This is a genomic window from Streptomyces sp. NPDC028711, assembly GCF_055565415.1.
Genome location: NZ_JBVHUJ010000002.1, coordinates 146,946 through 165,880, shown reverse-complemented (window position 1 = coordinate 165,880; position 18,935 = coordinate 146,946). Strand labels below are relative to the sequence as shown.

The following is an 18,935-nucleotide window of genomic DNA, read 5'->3' as shown; positions in this document are numbered from 1 at the left end:
TCCGCGTATCGCTAGAGGAAGCCGAGCGCCGAGGCGCCGCCCGCACCGCCCAGGAGCATGAAGGCGGGCATCAGGACCTTGAGCTCGACCCAGCTGCCGGCCCGGAAGCGCATGCCCTTCGGCGGGCCGATGGGGTACCAGCGCTTCCGGCCGACCGGGATGGGCCACAGGATCGGGCAGCCGGAGACCGTCAGCGCGTCGCCGATGTCGTGGACGAGGGCGCCGAGGACGATCGGCAGGCCGAGCCACAGGTACTCCTGGCCGGGGCCGGTGAAGAACCAGTCCGAGCCGTTGCCCGGCTGGTCGAGGACGCCCGCCAGGATCCAGGCGCTGGTCGCGCCGAGCAGCCACACCAGGACGTCGCTGGACATCCGGGCGGCCCGCCACAGCAGGCCTTCCACGGCGAGCACCAGATGGACGAAGAGGATGGCGAGCACCGCCCAGCGGCCGCCGGTGATCGCCGCGACGGAGGCGCCGCCGCCGATCAGGACCGCCCAGAGCCAGGTGTGGGTGAGGGTCCTGTGGCCGCCGGACCTGCGCGGGTCGGCGGAGGAGCGGGTCGCCTTGTAGACGGCGTACGACAGCTTGTCGACGATCTCGCACAGGCCCTTGGAGACGGGTCCGAAGGCGCGGGAGATCGTCGCCGACTTGTGGTCGAGGTCGGGGGCGAGCGCGGCGCCCGCGCAGATGAGCGCGCCGACGACGAGAACCGGCCAGGGCATCGGGCGGTCGAAGGCCGCCGCTGCCGCCCCGACCCCCAGCCAGGCGGCCGCTCCGGACAGCGAATGCGCCGGTCCCATCATGGTTGGCCCGCCCCGTTTCTCCCCTGCCGGCGCTCAGTTGACGACCGGTCGACGGACGAGCCTATCCTCCGTGATCTTCGCTCCTGATGGCCGGTTCCCTCATCCGAGCGGAATCCAGGCAAGATGGGGGCGTGACCCTTATCGATCAGCTGCCGCCGACCGCCGACCCCGACGCCCTCTTCGAGGCCTTCTCCTCCTGGGCCGAGGACCGGGGCATCACGCTCTACCCGGCCCAGGAAGAGGCGCTGATCGAGGTGGTCTCCGGGGCCAACGTGATCTTGTCCACACCCACCGGCTCGGGAAAGTCGCTGGTCGCGGCCGGGGCGCACTTCACGGCGCTCGCCAACGACCAGGTGACCTTCTACACCGCGCCGATCAAGGCCCTTGTGTCGGAGAAGTTCTTCGAGCTGTGCAAGCTCTTCGGCACCGAGAACGTCGGCATGCTGACCGGTGACGCCTCCGTGAACGCGGACGCCCCGGTGATCTGCTGCACGGCGGAGGTCCTCGCCTCGATCGCGCTGCGGGACGGCAAGTACGCGGACATCGGCCAGGTCGTGATGGACGAGTTCCACTTCTACGCCGAGCAGGACCGCGGCTGGGCCTGGCAGATCCCGCTGCTCGAACTCCCCCAGGCACAGTTCGTGCTCATGTCGGCGACGCTCGGCGACATGTCGATGTTCGAGAAGGACCTGACCCGGCGCACGGGCCGGCCGACCTCGGTGGTCCGCTCGGCGACCCGGCCGGTGCCGCTCTCGTACGAGTACCGGCTCACGCCCATCACGGACACGCTGACCGAGCTCCTGGAGACCCGACAGGCGCCGGTCTACATCGTGCACTTCACGCAGGCGCAGGCCGTGGAGCGCGCGCAGTCGCTGATGAGCATCAACATGTGCACGCGCGAGGAGAAGGACAAGATCGCCGAGCTGATCGGCAACTTCCGCTTCACAACCAAGTTCGGCCAGAACCTCTCGCGTTACGTCCGCCACGGCATCGGCGTGCACCACGCCGGCATGCTGCCCAAGTACCGCCGTCTCGTGGAGAAGCTGGCCCAGGCGGGTCTCCTGAAGGTGATCTGCGGGACGGACACGCTCGGCGTCGGCGTGAACGTGCCGATCCGTACGGTGCTCTTCACGGCCCTGACGAAGTACGACGGCAACCGGGTCCGCACCCTGCGCGCCCGTGAGTTCCACCAGATCGCGGGCCGGGCCGGACGGGCCGGCTTCGACACGGCCGGCCTCGTGGTCGCCCAGGCCCCCGAGCACGTCATCGAGAACGAGAAGGCGCTCGCCAAGGCCGGCGACGACCCGAAGAAGCGCCGCAAGGTGGTCCGCAAGAAGGCCCCGGAGGGCTTCGTCGCCTGGAGCGACACCACCTTCGAGAAGCTGATCGGCGCCGAGCCGGAGCCGCTGACCTCCCGCTTCAAGGTCACCAACATCATGCTGCTCTCGGTGATCGCCCGCCCGGGCGACGCCTTCCAGGCGATGCGCACGCTCCTGGAGGACAACCACGAGCCGCGCAAGGCCCAGCTGCGGCACATCCGCCGGGCCATCGCGATCTACCGCTCGCTGCTCGACGGCGGGGTCGTGGAGCAGCTGCCCGAGCCGGACGCCGAGGGCCGCACGATCCGCCTCACGGTCGACCTCCAGCAGGACTTCGCGCTCAACCAGCCGCTGTCGACGTTCGCGCTCGCCGCCTTCGACCTGCTCGACCCGGAGTCCCCCTCGTACGCCCTGGACATGGTCTCCGTCGTCGAGTCGACGCTCGACGACCCGCGCCAGATCCTCGCCGCCATGCAGAACAAGGCGCGCGGCGAGGCCGTCGGGCGGATGAAGGCGGACGGCGTCGAGTACGAGGAGCGGATGGAGCGGCTCCAGGACATCTCGTACCCGAAGCCGCTGGAGGAGCTCCTCTGGCACGCGTACAACGTCTACCGGACGTCGCACCCGTGGGTCGGCGACCACCCGGTGTCGCCGAAGTCCGTCATCCGTGACATGTACGAACGGGCCCTGACCTTCACCGAGTTCACCTCCTGGTACGAGCTGGCCAGGACCGAGGGCATCGTCCTGCGGTACCTCGCGAGCGCGTACAAGGCGCTCGACCACACCATCCCGGACGACCTGAAGACCGAGGACCTGGAGGACCTGATCGCCTGGCTGGGCGAGATGGTGCGCCAGGTCGACTCCTCGCTGCTCGACGAGTGGGAGCAGCTGGCCAACCCGGAGGTCCAGACGGCCGAGGAGGCCCAGGAGAAGGCCGACCAGGTCAAGCCGGTCACGGCCAACGCCCGCGCCTTCCGGGTCCTGGTGCGCAACGCGATGTTCCGCCGGGTGGAGCTGGCCGCCCTCGACAACCTGGCGGCGCTCGGCGAGCTCGACGCGGAGTCCGGCTGGGACGCGGACGCGTGGGGCGACGCGATGGACGCGTACTGGGACGAGTACGACGACCTCGGTACGGGCCCGGACGCGCGCGGCCCGAAGCTGCTCTCCATCGAGGAGGACGCGGCGCACGGCCTGTGGCGCGTCCGGCAGACCTTCGCCGACCCGAACGGCGACCATGACTGGGGCATCAGCGCGGAGGTGGATCTCGCGGCCTCGGACGAGGAGGGCCGCGCGGTCGTCCGTGTCACGTCCGTCGGACAGCTGTAGAGGAGTGCACAGGTGACAAGTCCCGCCGAGAGGCTCGTCGATCTGCTCGACCTGGAGCGGATCGAGGTCGACATCTTCCGTGGGCTCAGCCCGCAGGAGTCGCTGCAACGGGTCTTCGGCGGGCAGGTCGCCGGGCAGGCCCTGGTCGCGGCCGGCCGCACCACGGAGGGCGACCGGCCGGTGCACTCGCTGCACGCCTACTTCCTGCGGCCGGGGCGGCCGGGGGTGCCGATCGTGTACCAGGTGGAGCGGGTCCGGGACGGGCGCTCCTTCACCACCCGCCGGGTCACGGCCATCCAGGAGGGGCGGACGATCTTCAACCTGACGGCCTCCTTCCACAAGCCGGAGGAGGCGGGCTTCGAGCACCAGCTGCCGCCGAGGCATCTGACCGACCCGGAGACCCTCCCGAACCTGGCGGACGAGATCCGGGAGCACCTGGGCGCCCTGCCGGAGTCCCTGGAGCGGATGGCCCGGCGGCAGCCCTTCGACATCCGGTACGTGGACCGGCTGCGCTGGACCAAGGAGGAGGTCACCGACGCGGACCCGCGCAGCGCGGTGTGGATGCGGGCCGTCGGTCCGCTCGGCGACGACCCGCTGGTCCACACCTGCGCCCTGACGTACGCCTCGGACATGACGCTCCTGGACGCGGTCCGCATCCCCGTCGAGCCGCTCTGGGGCCCGCGGGGCTTCGACATGGCGTCGCTCGACCACGCGATGTGGTTCCACCGGCCGTTCCGCGCGGACGAGTGGTTCCTGTACGACCAGGAGTCCCCGATCGCGACGGGCGGCCGGGGACTCGCGCGGGGCCGGATCTACGACCGTGAGGGCAGGCTCCTGGTGTCGGTGGTGCAGGAGGGCCTGTTCAGAAAGCTCTGAACGGGTCGGGTCACTCGTACTCGGTGCCGCCCTTGCGGGTCAGATAGGCCGGGCTGACCGCCTTCGCGATGGCCCGGCCGCCGACGACCGGGCTGTACCGCTCGGTCGCCGGCCGGATGACGACGCCCTCCCGCAGATGCGTCTCCCGGCCTGACACGGTCTCCCGTCCGCTCGCGTGCGCGAGGACGGTGTCCAGGTCGTACGGTCCCGCGTACAGCCGCGGCACGAGCGGGACGTCACCGGCCTCCAGGACCTCGGCCGGGTCGAGCCAGTGGATCTGCCCGTCGATGTCGGCCGACACGTCGAACAGCGCGAACCCGACGGTCTCGCCACGGCCGTCGGCGCCGTACGCCAGGTCCTGCACCCCGGCGCCGTACACCTCGCCGAAGAGCCCGACGCGCCGGGCGCCGAGCCGCTTCGCAAGCCGCTCGGCGACGGCGGGCAGGCCGTGGCCGTGGACGGCGCGCCAGTACAGGTTGCGCGGATCCTCCTTGAGGGCGAGGCCCTTGGCCCCGTACCCCTTGGAGGACACCTCCACCCGCCCCTCCTCGGCGTGCAGCGTAAGCAGACAGGCCGTGCCGTGCAGCTTCTCCGTCAGGACGACGGGCTCACCGGGCTCGAAGACGTCCGGGTAGCGGTGGAGGTTCTCGATGTCGACCCAGGGCAGCAGGTCGGGCGCGGACTCGACGTCGCCGTCCATGGTCGTGGGGACCGGCGGCGCCCACTTGGTGATCCCCAGCGTCTCCGCGAAGTCCGTCCGCTCGGCGGCCGCCCGTATCAGGTCGGTGTCCGCGAGCGCCGCCGGCCTGCACACGATGCCCTGGGACAGCTCCCCGCGCAGCCGGACCGCCTTGACCCGGTCCGACTGCTTCCCGGCGAGCCGCCCGGTCAGCCCGAGCTCGTCGACGAGGGCGGCGGGCAGGACCGCCTGCTCCGGGATGTAGAGGGCGGCGTCGCCGCTCCGGTAGGCACCCTTGGCGACGACGGCCCGGTAGAGGCCGACCTGGGCCAGTTCCAGGGCGTCGGCGTTGGGGTGGGGATGGACGGTCAGGACTTCGGCGGTGACGCGCAGGGTCGACATGGTCAGGACTCCGGTCGCTCGGGTTTCGGTCTCATCGCGCCCACCCTGCCGGTGCGGGAATGCGCTGGCCCACCGTTTTTGACGGCTGATAACGTCGATCTCTTCGCGCGGCGCACCGCGTCGGCGGAGTCCCGTCAGGACAGCCCATGCCCTCTCCTCCGCTCACCGCCGCGCTCCGTCGGATCGACGCCGTCTTCGGCGGGATGACGGCACCCGCCGAGGGTTCCTCGACGTGTGGTGGCGGGAGACGCTGGCCGCCCCCGAGCCGGTGTACGGGGTACAGGCCGTCTGGGAGCTGTGCGCCGACATCCACGGCTCGGTGACTGGCGAAGATCGGCCTGCTCGCCCTCGGCCCGGAGGAGCGGTGGCCGGCGTACGCGGAACTGGTCGCCTCAGCCGGCTGACACGTCCAGGCCCGGCAAGGTGTCCTGGTCGACCTCGTGGCGGCGGGTGCGGATGTCCGGCGCCGGCGGGTGCAGTTTGGCGTCGCAGGTCGGGCCGAGCCCGGTCCTGCGGGAGTCCGCGCCGGTCAGGGGCCGCCCGCAGAGGCGGCAGCGGACCGGGCGCGGCCCCTCCTCCGGTGTGGCATCGATCGCGATTGCCAGTGGTTCGTCTCCCATGTTGTGATCAAACCCCATTTCCACGAGGAGTACTCCATGAGCCTGTACGACATCCCGCTGAAGACCCTGACCGGTGATCCGGTCTCCCTCGCCGACTACCGGGACCACGCGGTCCTCGTGGTGAACGTCGCCTCCAAGTGCGGTCTGACCCCGCAGTACGCGGGCCTGGAGCGGCTGCAGAAGGAGTACGGCGAGCGGGGCTTCACCGTGCTCGGCGTCCCCTGCAACCAGTTCGCGGGCCAGGAGCCGGGCAGCGCCGAGGAGATCCAGACCTTCTGTTCGGCGACGTACGGGGTGTCCTTCCCGCTCCTGGAGAAGACGGACGTCAACGGCGAGGGGCGCCACCCGCTCTACGCGGAGCTGGTGAAGGTCGCCGACGCCGAGGGCGAGGCCGGTGACGTGCAGTGGAACTTCGAGAAGTTCCTGATCGGCCGCGACGGCCGGGTCACCCGCTTCCGCCCGCGCACCGAGCCGGACGCCCCCGAGGTCGTCACGGCGATCGAGGCGCAGCTTGTCTGACGCGGGCACCGGCACGAGCGTCGTCGAGCGGCTGCGGGCCGCGGGCTGCGTCTTCGCCGAGGAGGAGGCCGAGATGCTGCTCGCGGCGGCGGCCGGACCGGGCGATCTCGACCTGATGGTCGAGCGGCGGGCCGCCGGTCTGCCGCTGGAGCACATCGTGGGCTGGGCCGAGTTCGCCGGCCTGCGGATCGAGGTGGACGGCGGGGTCTTCGTGCCCCGGCGGCGTACGGAGTTCCTGGTCGGGCATGCGGTGGAGCTCGCGCGGCCGGGGGCCGTCTGCGTCGACCTGTGCTGCGGCTCCGGCGCCGCGGGCGCGGTGCTGCTCGACCGGGTCGGGGGCGCGGAGGTGCACGCCGCGGACATCGAGCCGGCGGCGGTGCGCTGCGCCCGGCGGAACGTCGAGCCGCGCGGCGGCCGGGTGTACGAGGGCGATCTGTTCGCGCCGCTGCCGTCCGGGCTGCGGGGCCGGGTCGAGATCCTGGTCGCGAACGTGCCGTACGTACCGACCGAGGAGATAGGGCTGCTGCCGCCCGAGGCCCGGGACCACGAGCCGCACGTGACGCTCGACGGCGGCCCGGACGGTCTTGACGTGCTGCGCCGGGTGGCCGCCGAGGCGCCGGAGTGGCTGGCGCCGGGCGGGCACCTCCTCATGGAGACGAGCGAGCGGCAGGCCGGAGCGGCCGTCGCGGCCGTCACGGAGATGTCGGGCGGCCGGCTGGCCCCCGAGGTGATCACCTCCGACGAGTGGTGGGCGACGGCGATCGTCGCGACCCGCCGCTGACCGAAGGCCGACGACCGGGGACGGCGGCCCTTCCCGGACTGCCGTCCCCGGAGGCTTCCTAGAGGCCGGTCTCCCTGGGTGTGAGGCGGCAGCGGGCGGGGCCGGCTGCCTGGAGGGTGATCGCCGGGGCGACGGGCACCTCGGTGTCGACGGCCTCGAAGCCGTACCGCTGGAGCATCATCGCCAGGGCGATGACCGACTCCAGCATCGAGAAGTGCTGGCCTATGCAGGCGCGTGGGCCGCCGCCGAAGGGGAACCACGCGTACCGGGGGCGGGCGGCCTCCGCCTCGGGCGTGAAGCGGTCGGGGTCGAAGCGCTCCGCGTCCTCCCAGTAGTCGGGGTGGCGGTGGGTGACCCAGGGGGCGACGATGACGTCGGCGCCCGCGGGGATGGTGACCCCGCCGATCTCGGTGGTCGCGACGGCGCGGCGCCCGATGACCGGGGCGGCGGGGAAGAGCCGCATGGCCTCCTTGAGGACCTGGGTGACATAGGGCAGCGCGTCCAGGTCGGCGGCGCCGGGGGTACGGCCGGCGAGGACCCGGTCCACCTCCTCGTGCGCCTTCTTCTGCTCCTCCGGGTGGAGGGCGAGGAGGTGGAGGGCGAAGCCGAGGGAGGTGGCGGTCGTCTCGTGTCCGGCGAGCAGGAAGACGAGGACCTGCTCGCGCAGTTCGGTCGCGTCGAAGCTGCCGTCCTCGGCGCTCTCGGCCTCGGCGAGGAGGGTGAGGAGGTCGTCGCCCTCGCCGGGGGCCCGGCCGGAGGTCCGCCGTTCGGCGATGATGCGGTCGCAGACCTGGTAGAGCGCCTCGTGGACGGCGGCGGCCTTGCGGTTGCCGGGGGTGGGCCAGTCGCGGGGGACGTTGACCGGGGAGTAGCCGCGGCGCAGCACGTAGGCGCCGAGTTCGGGGAAGCTGCGCTCGACGATCTCGACGGCGGCGTCGACGTCCGTGCCGAAGAGGATGCGGGCGACGGCGCGCAGGGCGAGGCGGGCCATCTCCTGGAGGACGTCGACGGATTCGGCTCCGCCCTCCCGCCATTCGCCGGTGAGGGTGGTGACCTCGGTGGCGACGGCAGAGGCGTAGCCGTCGACGCGGCGGCGGGTGAAGAGGGGCTGGACGAGCCGGCGCTGGCGGAGGTAGTCCTCGTCCTGGCTGGTGAGCAGGCCGTTGCCGAAGGACTCCCGGATCTCCCGGTAGAACCGGTTGTCCTTGCGGAAGTTGGCGGACTCCCCGGCGAGGACCTGCTGCGCGCCGTCGGCGGAGAAGACCCCGTAGACGACGGCACGGATCCCGGGAGGTCCCGCGGTGATGCGTACGACGTCACCGTGCTCGCGGCGGGCGCGCAGGAAGGTGCCCAGGGAGTCGTTCTTGAGGTCGAACATCGAGCCGAGCAGCGGAAGTCCCGCGAGTTCGGGCGCCTCGGTCCGGGTGGTGCTGGTCATGATGCGGTTCCCCCTGTGATCGTCACCGGTGTGGTGATTGTCCTCCCCGAAGTAACCCACAGGCAGCACGCTCCGAACACCCTTCCGGATCCGGCCGGTTGACTCGAACCCTTCGCCCGCCTCCGGATCGGGCCGTTGTCAGTGGCGTCTGGGAGGCTCGGTCCATGGAGCGACCCGAGATGACCCTGCAACTCACGATCGACTGCGTCGACCCCCAGCGCCTGGTGCCCTTCTGGCTGGAGGCCCTGCGGTACGTCCCGGATCCGCCGCCCGCGGGGCACGCCACCTGGCGGGCGTACTGGGAGGCGATCGGCGTGCCCGAGGAGGAGCTGGGCGAGGGCGCCGGGGAGTTGCCGGAGTCCATCGTGGACCCGAAGGGCGTCGGCCCCCGGGTCTGGTTCCAGCGGGTCCCCGAGCCCAAGACCGTCAAGAACCGCGTCCACCTCGACCTCAAGGTCGGCGGCGGCCGCGACGTCCCGCTCGCCCTGCGCCGCGAGCGGGTGGACGGCGAGGTGTCCCGGCTCACGGCGATCGGCGCGACGATCCTGTACACGATGGACGAGCCGAACGGCATGGACTACTACGCGGTGGTCCTCCAGGACCCCGAGGGCAACGAGTTCTGCCTGGTGTGACCGACAAGACACCCCCCAGGAGGGGCGTGGCGGACCACACGCCCGTCGGAGGCGGGGTCTGTCGGACCCAGCGCCTAGGCTGGACCTCATGTCCGACAACTCGCACAGAGAGACCCCCGGCCCCACGGCCCTCAACGACGCGATCCGCACCCTGTGGGTCCGCGCCGGAGCGGAGCGCCGCCCGCTGACGGCGGACGAGCAGCGGATCTACCAGGTCCTCGTGGCCGCCTGGACCGACGCGGTGCAGACGGAGCAGCAGCTCGCCGCCTGAGTCACGGCCGCCACGCGTCGGCGTGGCGAGCGGGCGCCGCCGCCCGGGTGCGATCCAGGTGACCTGGATCGCACCGACGCGCGATACGCCGCCTCGCGGCCCCCGACCCACCCGGGGCCCCGGCACCTGCACGACCGGTCCGCTACCTCGCGAGCGCGCGGCTGATGACCATGCGCTGGATCTCGCTCGTGCCCTCGAAGATCGTGTAGATGGCCGCGTCGCGGTGCATGCGCTCCACCGGGTACTCGCGGGTGTAGCCGTTGCCGCCGAGGATCTGGATCGCCTGGGCGGTGACCTTCTTGGCGACCTCGCTCGCGTACAGCTTCGACATGGAGCCCTCGGCCGCCGTGAAGGGCTTGCCCGCCGAGGCCATCCAGGAGGCGCGCCAGACGAGGAGACGGGCCGCGTCGATCTGGGTGGCCATGTCGGCGAGCTGGAAGGCGACGCCCTGGTTCTCGATGATCGGACGGCCGAACTGGACGCGGGTCTTCGCGTAGTCGAGGGCCACCTCGTACGCGGCGCGGGCCGTGCCGACGGCCATGGCGCCGACCGCCGGGCGGGAGGCCTCGAAGGTGGCCATGGCCGCGTTCTTCACCCTCTCCCCGCTCTGGGCGCGCTCCCGGGCCCGGGCGAGGCGCTCGTCCAGCTTCTCCTTGCCGCCGAGGAGGCAGTGGCCGGGGATCCGGACGTCCTCGAGGACCACCTCGGCGGTGTGGGAGGCGCGGATGCCGTGCTTCTGGAACTTCTGGCCCTGGGAGAGGCCGGGGGTGTTCGGCGGGACGATGAAGGAGGCGTGGCCCTTGGAGCCGAGCTCGGCGTCGACGACGGCGACGACGACGTGGACGTTGGCGATGCCGCCGTTGGTCGCCCAGGTCTTGGTGCCGTTGAGGACCCACTCGTCCGTGGCCTCGTCGTACACGGCCCGGGTCCGCATGGAGGCGACGTCCGAGCCGGCGTCGGGCTCGGACGAGCAGAACGCGGCGACCTTGACGTCGTCGGCGTCGCCGTACATCTGCGGGATCCAGGTGCCGATCTGCTCCTCGGTGCCGTTGGCGAGGACGCCGACGGCGGCGAGGCCCGTGCCGACGATGGAGAGGGCTATGCCGGCGTCGCCCCAGAAGAGCTCCTCCATCGCCATCGGGATGCCGAGACCCGTGGGGTCGAAGAACTGCTGGGCGTAGAAGTCGAGCGAGTAGATGCCCAGCTTGGCCGCTTCCTGGATGATCGGCCAGGGCGTCTCCTCACGCTCGTCCCACTCGGCGGCCGCGGGGCGCATCACATCGGCGGCGAAGCCGTGGAGCCAGTCGCGGACCTGCTTCTGGTCATCGTTGAGTTCGAGCGTGAACTCGCCCATTTGCCCTCCAAGGGGGACGTTACTTGCGGTAACACCAGTGTGTTACCGACGGGTATGGGCTGTCAACCAGCGGCGGAGCGGTTCGGCCCGGCCAGCGACGGGCAGCAGCCGGGTGTTACGTTGCGACAGCCTCACGGAATCGCACGGGCGGGGAGACACGCTATGGATATCGCACACCGGACCACCGACCAGCAGACGCCCACCGAACAGCGGCGGCGCGAACTGCTGGAGGCGGCGGACCGGGTGGTGCTCCGAGAGGGCCCCCAGGCGTCCATGAACGCGATCGCGGCCGAGGCCGGCATCACCAAGCCGATCCTCTACCGCCACTTCGGCGACAAGGGCGGTCTGTACCGCGCCCTCGCCATCCGGCACACGGACGCCCTCCTCTCCGCTCTGCGGGCCGCGCTCGACGCGCCCGCCGACCGGCGCCGCCGCGTCGAGGCCACCCTCGACACCTATCTCGCCTCGATCGAGGCGATGCCCCAGGTCTACCGCTTCCTCATGCACCCCGCGGAGGAACCGCACCAGACCGAGCAGGGCTTCGACGTCGGCCGGCACTCCGCGCCGCTGCTCCGCCGCATGGGCGAGGAGCTCGGCCAGGTCATCGCCGAGCGCGTCGACCTCGGACCCGCCGCCGAGGCCCAGGCCCGGATCTGGGGCCACGGCATCGTCGGCATGATGCACGCGGCCGGCGACTGGTGGCTCGGCGAACGCCCGTGCCCGCGCGAGGACCTGGTCAAGAGCCTGGCCGACCTCCTGTGGGGCCGCCTCGCGGAGGCCGACGACCGCCCCGGCGGACCGGGGTTCTAGGGCCTGTCCGCCTCCAGCGCCCCGGCCCCGCTCCCCCACGGTTCCTTGCGGATCGCCCGGAGCAGACGTGACTTGCGCCACCCCGTGACACGGTCCGCGTAGACCCCGCCCTCCAGATGGTCGGTCTCGTGCTGGAGGCAGCGGGCGAAGAAGCCCGTGCCCTCGACCCGTACCGGCGTGCCGTCAAGCCGTACGCCCTCGACCACCGCGCGGTCGTACCGGGGCGTCGGCGCTTCCAGGCCCGGCAGCGAGAGGCAGCCCTCCGGCCCCCGGATCACCTCGCCGTCCGCCTCCACCAGGCGCGGGTTCACCACATGGCCCAGGTGACGGGTCTCCTCGTCGTCGGGGCAGTCGTAGACGAAGACGCGCAGGCCCACGCCCACCTGGTTGGCCGCGAGGCCGACGCCGTTCGCCGCGTACATCGTGGCGAACATGTCCTCGACGAGACGGGCCAGTTGGGGCCCGAAGTCGGTGACGGGCTCACAGGGGCTGTGCAGCACGGGGTCGCCGAGCAGAGTCATCGCTCGGACGAGGCCGGAACTGCCGGGGATGGGGCGGTTTCGCATGGCCGTAAGGGTACGGTCCGCCGTGACCTGGCTGTTTCTCGCGGCCGCTGAACGGTGCCGCTGTTCGGGCTGCTGGCCGGATCTCGATAGGCTGAGCCCGGACCGACGCAAGGAGGAACAAGAACGATGTCAGGACACCCCGGTAATCCAGAGCCGCTGTCGCCGCGCGCCAAGCTGGCCGTGACGGCGGGCAGGGCCGCGGCCGCGGTGTCGCGTGCGGCGGGGCGCGGCAGTGGATCGGTGATCGGCGGCAAGGTGGCGCTGAAGCTCGATCCCGACCTCCTCGGCCGGCTCGCGCAGCATCTGGACGTCGTCCTGGTGTCGGCGACCAACGGCAAGACGACGACCACCCGGCTGATCGCGGAGGCCCTGCGCGCCGCGGGACCCGTCGTCTCGAACGCCCTCGGCGCCAACATGCCCGCGGGCATCACCTCGGCGCTGGCCGGCGGCTCGGACTCCAAGTACGGCGTGATCGAGGTCGACGAGAAGTACCTCGCCGGAGTCGCCCGTGACACCACGCCCAAGGTGATCGCGCTGCTCAACCTCTCCCGCGACCAGCTCGACCGCGCCGCCGAGACCCGGATGCTCGCCGAGAAGTGGCGCGAGGGTCTCAACGGCACCAAGGCCGTCGTCGTCGCCAACGCCGACGACCCGCTCATCGTGTGGGCCGCCTCCTCCTCGCCGAACGTGGTGTGGGTGGCCGCGGGCCAGGAGTGGAAGGACGACGCCTGGTCGTGCCCCGCCTGCGGCGGTGTGATGCAGCGTCCGGGCGACGACTGGTTCTGCGGCGAGTGCGGCTTCCGCCGTCCCGCTCCGAGCTGGGCGCTCAGCGGCGACCACGTCCTCGACCCGCACGGTTCGGCCTGGCCGATCCGTCTCCAGCTGCCCGGCCGCGCCAACAAGGCGAACGCCACCAGCTCGGCCGCCGTCGCCGCCGTCTTCGGGGTGCCGCCGCAGGTGGCCCTGGAGCGCATGTACCAGGTGCAGGCCGTCGCCGGACGCTATGACGTCGTCTCCTTCCAGGGCCGCGACCTGCGCCTGCTGCTCGCGAAGAACCCGGCCGGCTGGCTCGAAACGTTTTCCCTCATCGACCAGCCGCCGACCCCGGTGATCCTCTCCGTCAACGCGCGCGGCGCCGACGGCACGGACACCTCCTGGCTGTGGGACGTGGACTACGGCCGGCTCGCCGGCCACCCGATCATGGTGATCGGCGACCGGAAGCTGGACCTCGCGGTCCGCCTGGAGGTCGCGGGCGTGGACTTCCGCGTCTGCGAGACGCTCGACGAGGCCGTCGCGATGGCCCCGCCCGGACAGATCGAGCTGATCGCCAACTACACCGCCTTCCAGGACGTCCGCCGCCGCGTCGGCAACTGACCCGTAGAGGACATGCAGCATGACTGACAGCAGCCTGCGCCTGGTCTGGGTCTACCCGGACCTGCTCAGCACCTACGGCGACCAGGGCAACGTCCTCGTCGTCCAGCGCCGCGCCGAGCAGCGCGGTCTCAGCGTCGAGCGCGTCGACGTCCGCAGCGACCAGCCGGTGCCGACCTCGGGCGACATCTATCTGATCGGCGGCGGCGAGGACCGGCCCCAGCGGCTCGCGGCCGAGCGGCTGCGGCGCGACGGCGGCCTGAGCCGGGCCGCCTCGAACGGCGCGATCATCTTCTCGGTCTGCGCCGGCTACCAGATCCTGGGCCACGAGTTCATCAACGACCTCGGCGAGCGGGAGGCGGGCCTCGGTCTCATCGACGTCATCTCGACCCGTGGCGAGGGCGAGCGGTGCGTCGGCGACGTCCTCGCGGACATCGACCCGCGGCTCGGCCTGCCCCAGCTGACGGGCTTCGAGAACCACCAGGGCATCACGCATCTCGGCCCCACGGCCCGGCCGTTCGCCCGGACCGTCCTCGGCAAGGGCAACGGCACCGGCGACGGCACCGAAGGCGCGTACAACGACACCGTGTTCGGTACGTACATGCACGGACCCGTCATGGCCCGTAACCCGCAGATCGCGGACCTGCTCCTGAAGCTGGCCCTCGATGTGAACGCGCTGCCGCCGACCGACGACCGCTGGTACGAGGCGCTGCGCGCCGAGCGCATCGCCGCGGCCACCCAGCCCGCCTGAGTCAGCCCGCGCACCGCCGTTGGTCCCTCGTACGAACGTACGTTGTCCACTGTGCGGACATCCGGTTCGGCCCCGCCACCCTGCGACGATAGGGTGGCGGGAATCCAGCCGGACGACGTGGTCCGGGAGTCGGCCCACGTTGCAAAGGTTTTTGGGCTATGCGCATTGGCGTGCTCACCTCCGGCGGAGACTGCCCCGGTCTGAACGCTGTCATCCGTTCCGTCGTGCACCGCGCCGTCGTCGACCACGGCGACGAGGTCATCGGCTTCCACGACGGGTGGAAGGGCCTGCTGGAGTGCGACTACCGCAAGCTCGATCTCGAAGCGGTGGGCGGCATCCTGGCCCGGGGCGGCACCATCCTCGGTTCATCGCGGGTCCAGCCCGCGCACCTGGTCGACGGCGTCGAGCGCGCCCGCGGCCACGTCGCGGACCTGGGACTCGACGCGATCATCCCGATCGGCGGCGAGGGGACCCTGAAGGCGGCGAACCTGCTCTCCGAGGCGGGTCTCCCGATCGTCGGCGTCCCGAAGACCATCGACAACGACATCGCCTCCACCGACGTCACCTTCGGCTTCGACACGGCCGTGACCGTCGCCACCGAGGCCCTCGACCGGCTCAAGACGACCGCCGAGTCCCACCAGCGAGTCCTGGTCGTCGAGGTCATGGGCCGCCACACCGGCTGGATAGCGCTGCACTCCGGCATGGCCGCCGGCGCGCACGCCGTCGTCGTCCCCGAGCGCCCCTTCGACATCGACGAGCTGACCGCCCGCGTCGGCGCCCGCTTCGAGGACGGCAAGCGCTTCGCGATCGTCGTCGTCGCCGAGGGTGCGAAGCCGCGCGAGGGCTCGATGGACTTCAAGACCGCCGGCACCGACATCTACGGCCACGAGCGCTTCACCGGCGTCGCCAACCAGCTCTCGGTGGAGCTGGAGCGGCGGCTCGGCAAGGAGGCGCGGCCCGTGATCCTCGGTCACGTCCAGCGCGGCGGCACGCCGACCGCGTACGACCGGGTGCTCGCCACCCGCTTCGGCTGGCACGCCGTCGAGGCGGCGCACCGCGGCCAGTTCGGCATGCTGACCGCGCTGCGCGGCACGGACATCACGATGGTCCCGCTGGCCCAGGCCGTGGAGTCCCTCAAGACGGTCCCGGCCGACCGGTACGCCGAGGCCGAGTGCGTGCTCTGAGCGCCGTCCGTACGTGACATCCGCCCCCGGTCGCAGTCGCGGCCGGGGGCGGTTCTAGTCTGGTGCGGACAACAAGCGCGAATCGGGCTCCAGGAGTGCACACGATGGATCACAGCGGGCACGGCATGACGATGGATCTGCCGCCGTTCACGCTGGGGCGGGGCCTGGAGTCCTCTCCCGACCTCTTCTTCCTGACCGGCTGCCTCGCGGCGCTCGGTCTGTACGGCTGGTCCGTGGTGCGGCTGCGGCGGCGCGGGGACGCGTGGCCGGTGAGCCGGGCGGTGTTCTTCACGGTCGGCGTGCTGAGCGTCGCGCTCGTGACGTGCACCCGGCTCAACGACTACGGCATGGTCATGTTCAGCGTGCACATGGTGCAGCACATGGTGATCTCCATGCTGTCGCCGATCCTGCTGCTGCTCGGCGCGCCGGTGACGCTCGCGCTGCGGGCGCTGCCGGTGGCGGGCCGTGGGTCCACGGGGCCGCGCGAGCTGCTCCTGAAGCTGCTGCACAGCCGGTACATGAAGGTCGTCACGCACCCCGGTTTCACGATCCCGATGTTCATCGCGAGCCTGTACGGGCTGTACTTCACGCCGCTCTTCGACTTCCTGATGGGCTCGACGCCCGGCCACATCGCGATGATGGTCCACTTCCTGATGGTGGGCGTGGTCTTCTTCTGGCCGATCATGGGCGTCGACCCGGGCCCGCACCGGCCCGGGTACGTGATGCGGATGCTGGAGCTGTTCGCGGGCATGCCGTTCCACGCCTTCTTCGGCATCGCGCTGATGATGGCCTCGGAGCCGATGGTCGCGGCGTACGAGAACCCGCCGGCCTCGCTGGGGATCGACGTGCTCACCGACCAGAACGCGGCCGGCGGCATCGCCTGGGCGTTCAGCGAGATCCCGTCGGTGCTCGTGCTGATCGCGCTCGTCTACCAGTGGTACCACTCCGAGCAGCGGCAGGCGGTCCGCCAGGACCGGAAGGCCGACCGGGACGGTGACAAGGAGCTGGAGGCGTACAACGCGTACCTGGCCTCGCTCCGTACCGGGAGCCGGTGACGCTCCACGGACCCCTTTTCCGGGCCCCGCGCCGATCACGGCGCGGGGCCCGGTTCCCGTTCCGGCGCACGCCGGTGCGTCCGGGGAGTAGCGCGCGCCCCTCTCCGGGGGTCACGATGGGCTGGACGGCTTCCGTGGCCTCGGCGGGAGGAGGACGGGCGATGTCCGGTCCCACGAAGACGATGGCGGTGCTCACCTGCGCCGCGCTGGTGATGGCGACGGCGTACACGGTGGCGCTCGGCAGCAGCGGCTGGCTCTGGTTCGGCTGGGTGGTGCTCGGAGTGGCCACGATCGGCATGGCGGCGTCGGAGAGCGGGGCCCCCTCCGGCCCCCGCCGCCGCCCACCCACCGGCCCGGGTCCCGCGGGCCCTTAGGACCTGCTAGCCCTTCGGGGCGAGGACCAGCCAGATCTGGCCCGGTGCGAAGGCCAGTGGCGCTCCGCCCGGGGTCGTGAAGGTGGTGCCGGACGTCGTCGTGGGCCGGGACCAGCGGGCCTCGTGGGCGCGGCCGTCGCGCAGGACGAGCGCGGTGCCGCTGCCGACGGTCTCGGTGTACGGCGAGACGGCGCCGGTCCGGTCGTGGAAGGCGGAGGCGCGGACGGTGACGCGCTGGACGACCACCGTCGACGGGCTCAGCGGTCCGGTGTCCGTGGCGCGGGCCGCGCGGCCGTCCATCGCCACCCGCCAGCTCCGGTCGGCCGCGGACCAGGTGAAGGTGTAGCGGGCGGCGGGGAAGCGCACGGTCTCGGAGTCGACCGGTGTGCCGCCCGCCGGGGCGGGGCCGAAGCGGAAGCCGACGTCCGGGGCGTTCGGCGCCCCGGGATCGGTGGCGAGGGCCTTCTCCGGCCGCAGGTAGAGGTTGTGCGGGGCGGGCCGGTCGGGCGCGCGGCGGAAGGCGCCGGGGGCGGTGGACTCGGTGACGGGGTGGAGCGGCGCCGCGCCGAGGAGGGGGTTCAGGGCGGACTGCGCTCCCGAGTAGGCGAGGACCGGCCGGCCGAAGGCGCCGAGGAGCTCGACGTCGGACTCGCGGGCGCTGCGGACGGGTCCCGCGAGTTCGGGGAGCCGGGAGGAGTACACGGCGAGGAGCCGGGTGACACCGCCCTCGACCTGTTCGACGTAGACGAGGTCGGCCGCGCCGAGTCCGGTATGGGGCCGGGCGGCGGGCACGTTGTCGATCTTGACGGCCAGGACCGGTGCCGGGCGCGCGGACAGCCCCGTGAAGGGCGAGCGGCCGGTGGTCGCGGCGGGGCTCGGTGTGGGGGCCGGTGCGGGCCGGCCCGTGTCGGAGCAGCCGTAGAGCCCGGCCGCCGTCAGCGCGCAGAGCAGCGCGGTGAGGACGCGGCCGGGGCGCCTGGCTCCCCGTTCGCCCGTCATAAGACGCTCCCCCACCAGTGGACCACGGGCCCGCGCCCGGATACAACGGGCAGGACGGACGACGAACGGGGGTCGCGGGTGTTCTACCACCTGATGAAGTACGTACTGCTCGGACCGCTCCTGAAGCTGCTGTTCAGACCGCGGATCGAGGGGCTCGAACACGTCCCGGAGGAGGGCGCGGCGATCGTCGCGGGCAATCACCTCTCCTTCTCCGACCACTTCCTGATGCCGGTCGTGCTGGACCGGCGGATCACCTTCCTCGCCAAGCAGGAGTACTTCACGGGGCCGGGGATCAAGGGCCGGCTGACGGCGGCGTTCTTCCGGGCGGCCGGTCAGATCCCGGTCGACCGCTCGGGGAAGGAGGCCGGGAAGGCGGCGATCCGGGAGGGGCTCGGGGTGCTCGGCCGGGGCGAGCTGCTCGGCATCTATCCGGAGGGGACGCGTTCGCACGACGGGCGGCTCTACAAGGGGAAGGTGGGGGTGGCGGTGATGGCACTGACGGCGGGGGTGCCCGTGGTGCCCTGCGCCATGGTGGGGACCTTCGAGATCCAGCCGCCCGGGAAGGTGGTGCCGAGGATCCGCCGGGTCACCATCCGGTTCGGGGAGCCGCTGGACTTCTCCCGGTTCGCGGGGTCGGCGGACGAGCGGGCGGTGGTCCGCGCGGTGACCGACGAGATCATGTACGAGATCCTGCGGCTGTCCGGTCAGGAGTACGTGGACGACTACGCGACCGTGGTGAAGGCCGCGGAGGCGGAGGACGAGGGGCCCTCGGATAAGTTCCCCCGTCGGGAACGCTGAGGGCGGA

The 18,935-nt window shown here is 71.8% G+C and carries 20 protein-coding genes; 13 read left to right on the top strand and 7 right to left on the bottom strand.

Translation table 11 applies throughout. The features are described 5' to 3' along the window. Positions 1–11 precede the first annotated feature (11 nt). On the bottom strand, positions 12–803 hold the full coding sequence (locus ACZ4VK_RS06615; protein ID WP_468349188.1) for a metal-dependent hydrolase: 792 nt from the start codon (positions 801–803) through the stop codon (positions 12–14). A gap of 131 nt (positions 804–934) precedes the next feature. On the opposite strand from ACZ4VK_RS06615, the gene ACZ4VK_RS06610 reads away from it, so the two are divergent. Beyond that, entirely contained in the window at positions 935–3,448 is a 2,514-nt protein-coding gene (locus tag ACZ4VK_RS06610; RefSeq protein ID WP_468349186.1) for a DEAD/DEAH box helicase, read from the top strand. A gap of 12 nt (positions 3,449–3,460) precedes the next feature. Further along, positions 3,461–4,324 carry an acyl-CoA thioesterase gene (locus ACZ4VK_RS06605; RefSeq protein WP_468349184.1) on the top strand — a complete coding sequence of 288 codons (864 nt, stop codon included), beginning with the start codon at positions 3,461–3,463 and terminating at the stop codon, positions 4,322–4,324. Between the two features lie 10 nt (positions 4,325–4,334). Here ACZ4VK_RS06605 and ACZ4VK_RS06600 read toward each other — a convergent pair whose 3' ends face one another. After that, positions 4,335–5,405, bottom strand: coding sequence for an RNA ligase (ATP) (locus ACZ4VK_RS06600; protein ID WP_468349182.1), 1,071 nt, complete (start codon positions 5,403–5,405; stop codon positions 4,335–4,337). A gap of 392 nt (positions 5,406–5,797) precedes the next feature. Beyond that, positions 5,798–6,025: a DUF6011 domain-containing protein gene (locus ACZ4VK_RS06595; protein WP_468349180.1), complete on the bottom strand. Its 228-nt coding sequence runs from the start codon at positions 6,023–6,025 to the stop codon at positions 5,798–5,800. A 36-nt stretch (positions 6,026–6,061) separates the two neighbouring features. On the opposite strand from ACZ4VK_RS06595, the gene ACZ4VK_RS06590 reads away from it, so the two are divergent. Together ACZ4VK_RS06590 and ACZ4VK_RS06585 are read left to right on the top strand one after the other, a co-directional pair. After that, on the top strand, positions 6,062–6,544 hold the full coding sequence (locus ACZ4VK_RS06590) for a glutathione peroxidase (protein WP_468349178.1): 483 nt from the start codon (positions 6,062–6,064) through the stop codon (positions 6,542–6,544). Between the two features lie 73 nt (positions 6,545–6,617). Continuing rightward, complete coding sequence (locus ACZ4VK_RS06585; RefSeq protein ID WP_468350770.1) at positions 6,618–7,325, top strand: putative protein N(5)-glutamine methyltransferase; 708 nt, start codon at positions 6,618–6,620, stop codon at positions 7,323–7,325. 58 nt (positions 7,326–7,383) lie between these two features. Here the strand turns inward: ACZ4VK_RS06585 and ACZ4VK_RS06580 are convergent, their stop codons facing one another. Further along, the gene (locus tag ACZ4VK_RS06580) at positions 7,384–8,763 is read right to left on the bottom strand and encodes a cytochrome P450 (RefSeq protein WP_468349176.1); all 1,380 of its coding nucleotides are present in this window, start codon (positions 8,761–8,763) and stop codon (positions 7,384–7,386) included. A gap of 164 nt (positions 8,764–8,927) precedes the next feature. Between ACZ4VK_RS06580 and ACZ4VK_RS06575 the strand changes: the two genes are divergently transcribed. Continuing rightward, positions 8,928–9,395, top strand: a complete 468-nt coding sequence (locus tag ACZ4VK_RS06575) for a VOC family protein (protein ID WP_468349174.1) — start codon at positions 8,928–8,930, stop codon at positions 9,393–9,395. An 88-nt stretch (positions 9,396–9,483) separates the two neighbouring features. Further along, positions 9,484–9,666, top strand: a complete 183-nt coding sequence (locus ACZ4VK_RS06570; RefSeq protein ID WP_468349172.1) for a hypothetical protein — start codon at positions 9,484–9,486, stop codon at positions 9,664–9,666. Between the two features lie 142 nt (positions 9,667–9,808). Here ACZ4VK_RS06570 and ACZ4VK_RS06565 read toward each other — a convergent pair whose 3' ends face one another. Beyond that, positions 9,809–11,020, bottom strand: a complete 1,212-nt coding sequence (locus ACZ4VK_RS06565) for an acyl-CoA dehydrogenase family protein (protein WP_468349170.1) — start codon at positions 11,018–11,020, stop codon at positions 9,809–9,811. Positions 11,021–11,182: 162 nt separating this feature from the next. Between ACZ4VK_RS06565 and ACZ4VK_RS06560 the strand changes: the two genes are divergently transcribed. Then, on the top strand, positions 11,183–11,830 hold the full coding sequence (locus ACZ4VK_RS06560) for a TetR/AcrR family transcriptional regulator (protein ID WP_468349168.1): 648 nt from the start codon (positions 11,183–11,185) through the stop codon (positions 11,828–11,830). Here ACZ4VK_RS06560 and def read toward each other — a convergent pair. Further along, entirely contained in the window at positions 11,827–12,396 is a 570-nt protein-coding gene (def, locus tag ACZ4VK_RS06555) for a peptide deformylase (protein ID WP_468349166.1), read from the bottom strand. The two genes, ACZ4VK_RS06560 and def, sit on opposite strands and share 4 nt — an antisense overlap. Before the next feature lie 126 nt (positions 12,397–12,522). Here def and ACZ4VK_RS06550 point away from each other — a divergent pair, with 126 nt between their 5' ends. The 5 genes from ACZ4VK_RS06550 to ACZ4VK_RS06530 all read left to right on the top strand — a co-directional run bounded on the left by ACZ4VK_RS06550 (position 12,523) and on the right by ACZ4VK_RS06530 (position 17,131). Continuing rightward, the gene (locus ACZ4VK_RS06550; RefSeq protein WP_384114821.1) at positions 12,523–13,770 is read left to right on the top strand and encodes a Mur ligase family protein; all 1,248 of its coding nucleotides are present in this window, start codon (positions 12,523–12,525) and stop codon (positions 13,768–13,770) included. Between the two features lie 19 nt (positions 13,771–13,789). After that, positions 13,790–14,518, top strand: coding sequence for a type 1 glutamine amidotransferase (locus tag ACZ4VK_RS06545; RefSeq protein WP_468349164.1), 729 nt, complete (start codon positions 13,790–13,792; stop codon positions 14,516–14,518). A 158-nt stretch (positions 14,519–14,676) separates the two neighbouring features. Beyond that, complete coding sequence (locus ACZ4VK_RS06540) at positions 14,677–15,702, top strand: 6-phosphofructokinase (RefSeq protein WP_468349161.1); 1,026 nt, start codon at positions 14,677–14,679, stop codon at positions 15,700–15,702. A 104-nt stretch (positions 15,703–15,806) separates the two neighbouring features. Continuing rightward, a complete protein-coding gene (locus tag ACZ4VK_RS06535) occupies positions 15,807–16,757 on the top strand; it encodes a cytochrome c oxidase assembly protein (RefSeq protein ID WP_468349159.1) in 951 nt (316 codons plus the stop codon). A gap of 161 nt (positions 16,758–16,918) precedes the next feature. Next, positions 16,919–17,131, top strand: a complete 213-nt coding sequence (locus ACZ4VK_RS06530; protein ID WP_468350840.1) for a hypothetical protein — start codon at positions 16,919–16,921, stop codon at positions 17,129–17,131. Positions 17,132–17,137: 6 nt separating this feature from the next. On the opposite strand, the gene ACZ4VK_RS06525 is transcribed toward ACZ4VK_RS06530, so the two are convergent. Beyond that, positions 17,138–18,130, bottom strand: a complete 993-nt coding sequence (locus ACZ4VK_RS06525; protein ID WP_468349156.1) for a DUF3048 domain-containing protein — start codon at positions 18,128–18,130, stop codon at positions 17,138–17,140. A gap of 78 nt (positions 18,131–18,208) precedes the next feature. Here ACZ4VK_RS06525 and ACZ4VK_RS06520 point away from each other — a divergent pair, with 78 nt between their 5' ends. After that, positions 18,209–18,928: a lysophospholipid acyltransferase family protein gene (locus ACZ4VK_RS06520; RefSeq protein ID WP_468349154.1), complete on the top strand. Its 720-nt coding sequence runs from the start codon at positions 18,209–18,211 to the stop codon at positions 18,926–18,928. Positions 18,929–18,935 lie beyond the last annotated feature (7 nt).

What these genes read in the sequence shown, in the direction of transcription:
- ACZ4VK_RS06615 (WP_468349188.1), bottom strand. Translation starts at nt 803, where the DNA reads ATGATGGGACCGGCGCATTCGCTGTCCGGAGCGGCCGCCTGGCTGGGG.
- ACZ4VK_RS06600 (WP_468349182.1), bottom strand. Translation starts at nt 5,405, where the DNA reads ATGTCGACCCTGCGCGTCACCGCCGAAGTCCTGACCGTCCATCCCCAC.
- ACZ4VK_RS06595 (WP_468349180.1), bottom strand. Translation starts at nt 6,025, where the DNA reads ATGGGAGACGAACCACTGGCAATCGCGATCGATGCCACACCGGAGGAG.
- ACZ4VK_RS06590 (WP_468349178.1), top strand. Translation starts at nt 6,062, where the DNA reads ATGAGCCTGTACGACATCCCGCTGAAGACCCTGACCGGTGATCCGGTC.
- ACZ4VK_RS06585 (WP_468350770.1), top strand. Translation starts at nt 6,618, where the DNA reads ATGCTGCTCGCGGCGGCGGCCGGACCGGGCGATCTCGACCTGATGGTC.
- ACZ4VK_RS06580 (WP_468349176.1), bottom strand. Translation starts at nt 8,763, where the DNA reads ATGACCAGCACCACCCGGACCGAGGCGCCCGAACTCGCGGGACTTCCG.
- ACZ4VK_RS06575 (WP_468349174.1), top strand. Translation starts at nt 8,928, where the DNA reads ATGGAGCGACCCGAGATGACCCTGCAACTCACGATCGACTGCGTCGAC.
- ACZ4VK_RS06570 (WP_468349172.1), top strand. Translation starts at nt 9,484, where the DNA reads ATGTCCGACAACTCGCACAGAGAGACCCCCGGCCCCACGGCCCTCAAC.
- ACZ4VK_RS06565 (WP_468349170.1), bottom strand. Translation starts at nt 11,020, where the DNA reads ATGGGCGAGTTCACGCTCGAACTCAACGATGACCAGAAGCAGGTCCGC.
- ACZ4VK_RS06560 (WP_468349168.1), top strand. Translation starts at nt 11,183, where the DNA reads ATGGATATCGCACACCGGACCACCGACCAGCAGACGCCCACCGAACAG.
- def (WP_468349166.1), bottom strand. Translation starts at nt 12,396, where the DNA reads ATGCGAAACCGCCCCATCCCCGGCAGTTCCGGCCTCGTCCGAGCGATG.
- ACZ4VK_RS06550 (WP_384114821.1), top strand. Translation starts at nt 12,523, where the DNA reads ATGTCAGGACACCCCGGTAATCCAGAGCCGCTGTCGCCGCGCGCCAAG.
- ACZ4VK_RS06545 (WP_468349164.1), top strand. Translation starts at nt 13,790, where the DNA reads ATGACTGACAGCAGCCTGCGCCTGGTCTGGGTCTACCCGGACCTGCTC.
- ACZ4VK_RS06540 (WP_468349161.1), top strand. Translation starts at nt 14,677, where the DNA reads ATGCGCATTGGCGTGCTCACCTCCGGCGGAGACTGCCCCGGTCTGAAC.
- ACZ4VK_RS06535 (WP_468349159.1), top strand. Translation starts at nt 15,807, where the DNA reads ATGGATCACAGCGGGCACGGCATGACGATGGATCTGCCGCCGTTCACG.
- ACZ4VK_RS06530 (WP_468350840.1), top strand. Translation starts at nt 16,919, where the DNA reads ATGTCCGGTCCCACGAAGACGATGGCGGTGCTCACCTGCGCCGCGCTG.
- ACZ4VK_RS06525 (WP_468349156.1), bottom strand. Translation starts at nt 18,130, where the DNA reads ATGACGGGCGAACGGGGAGCCAGGCGCCCCGGCCGCGTCCTCACCGCG.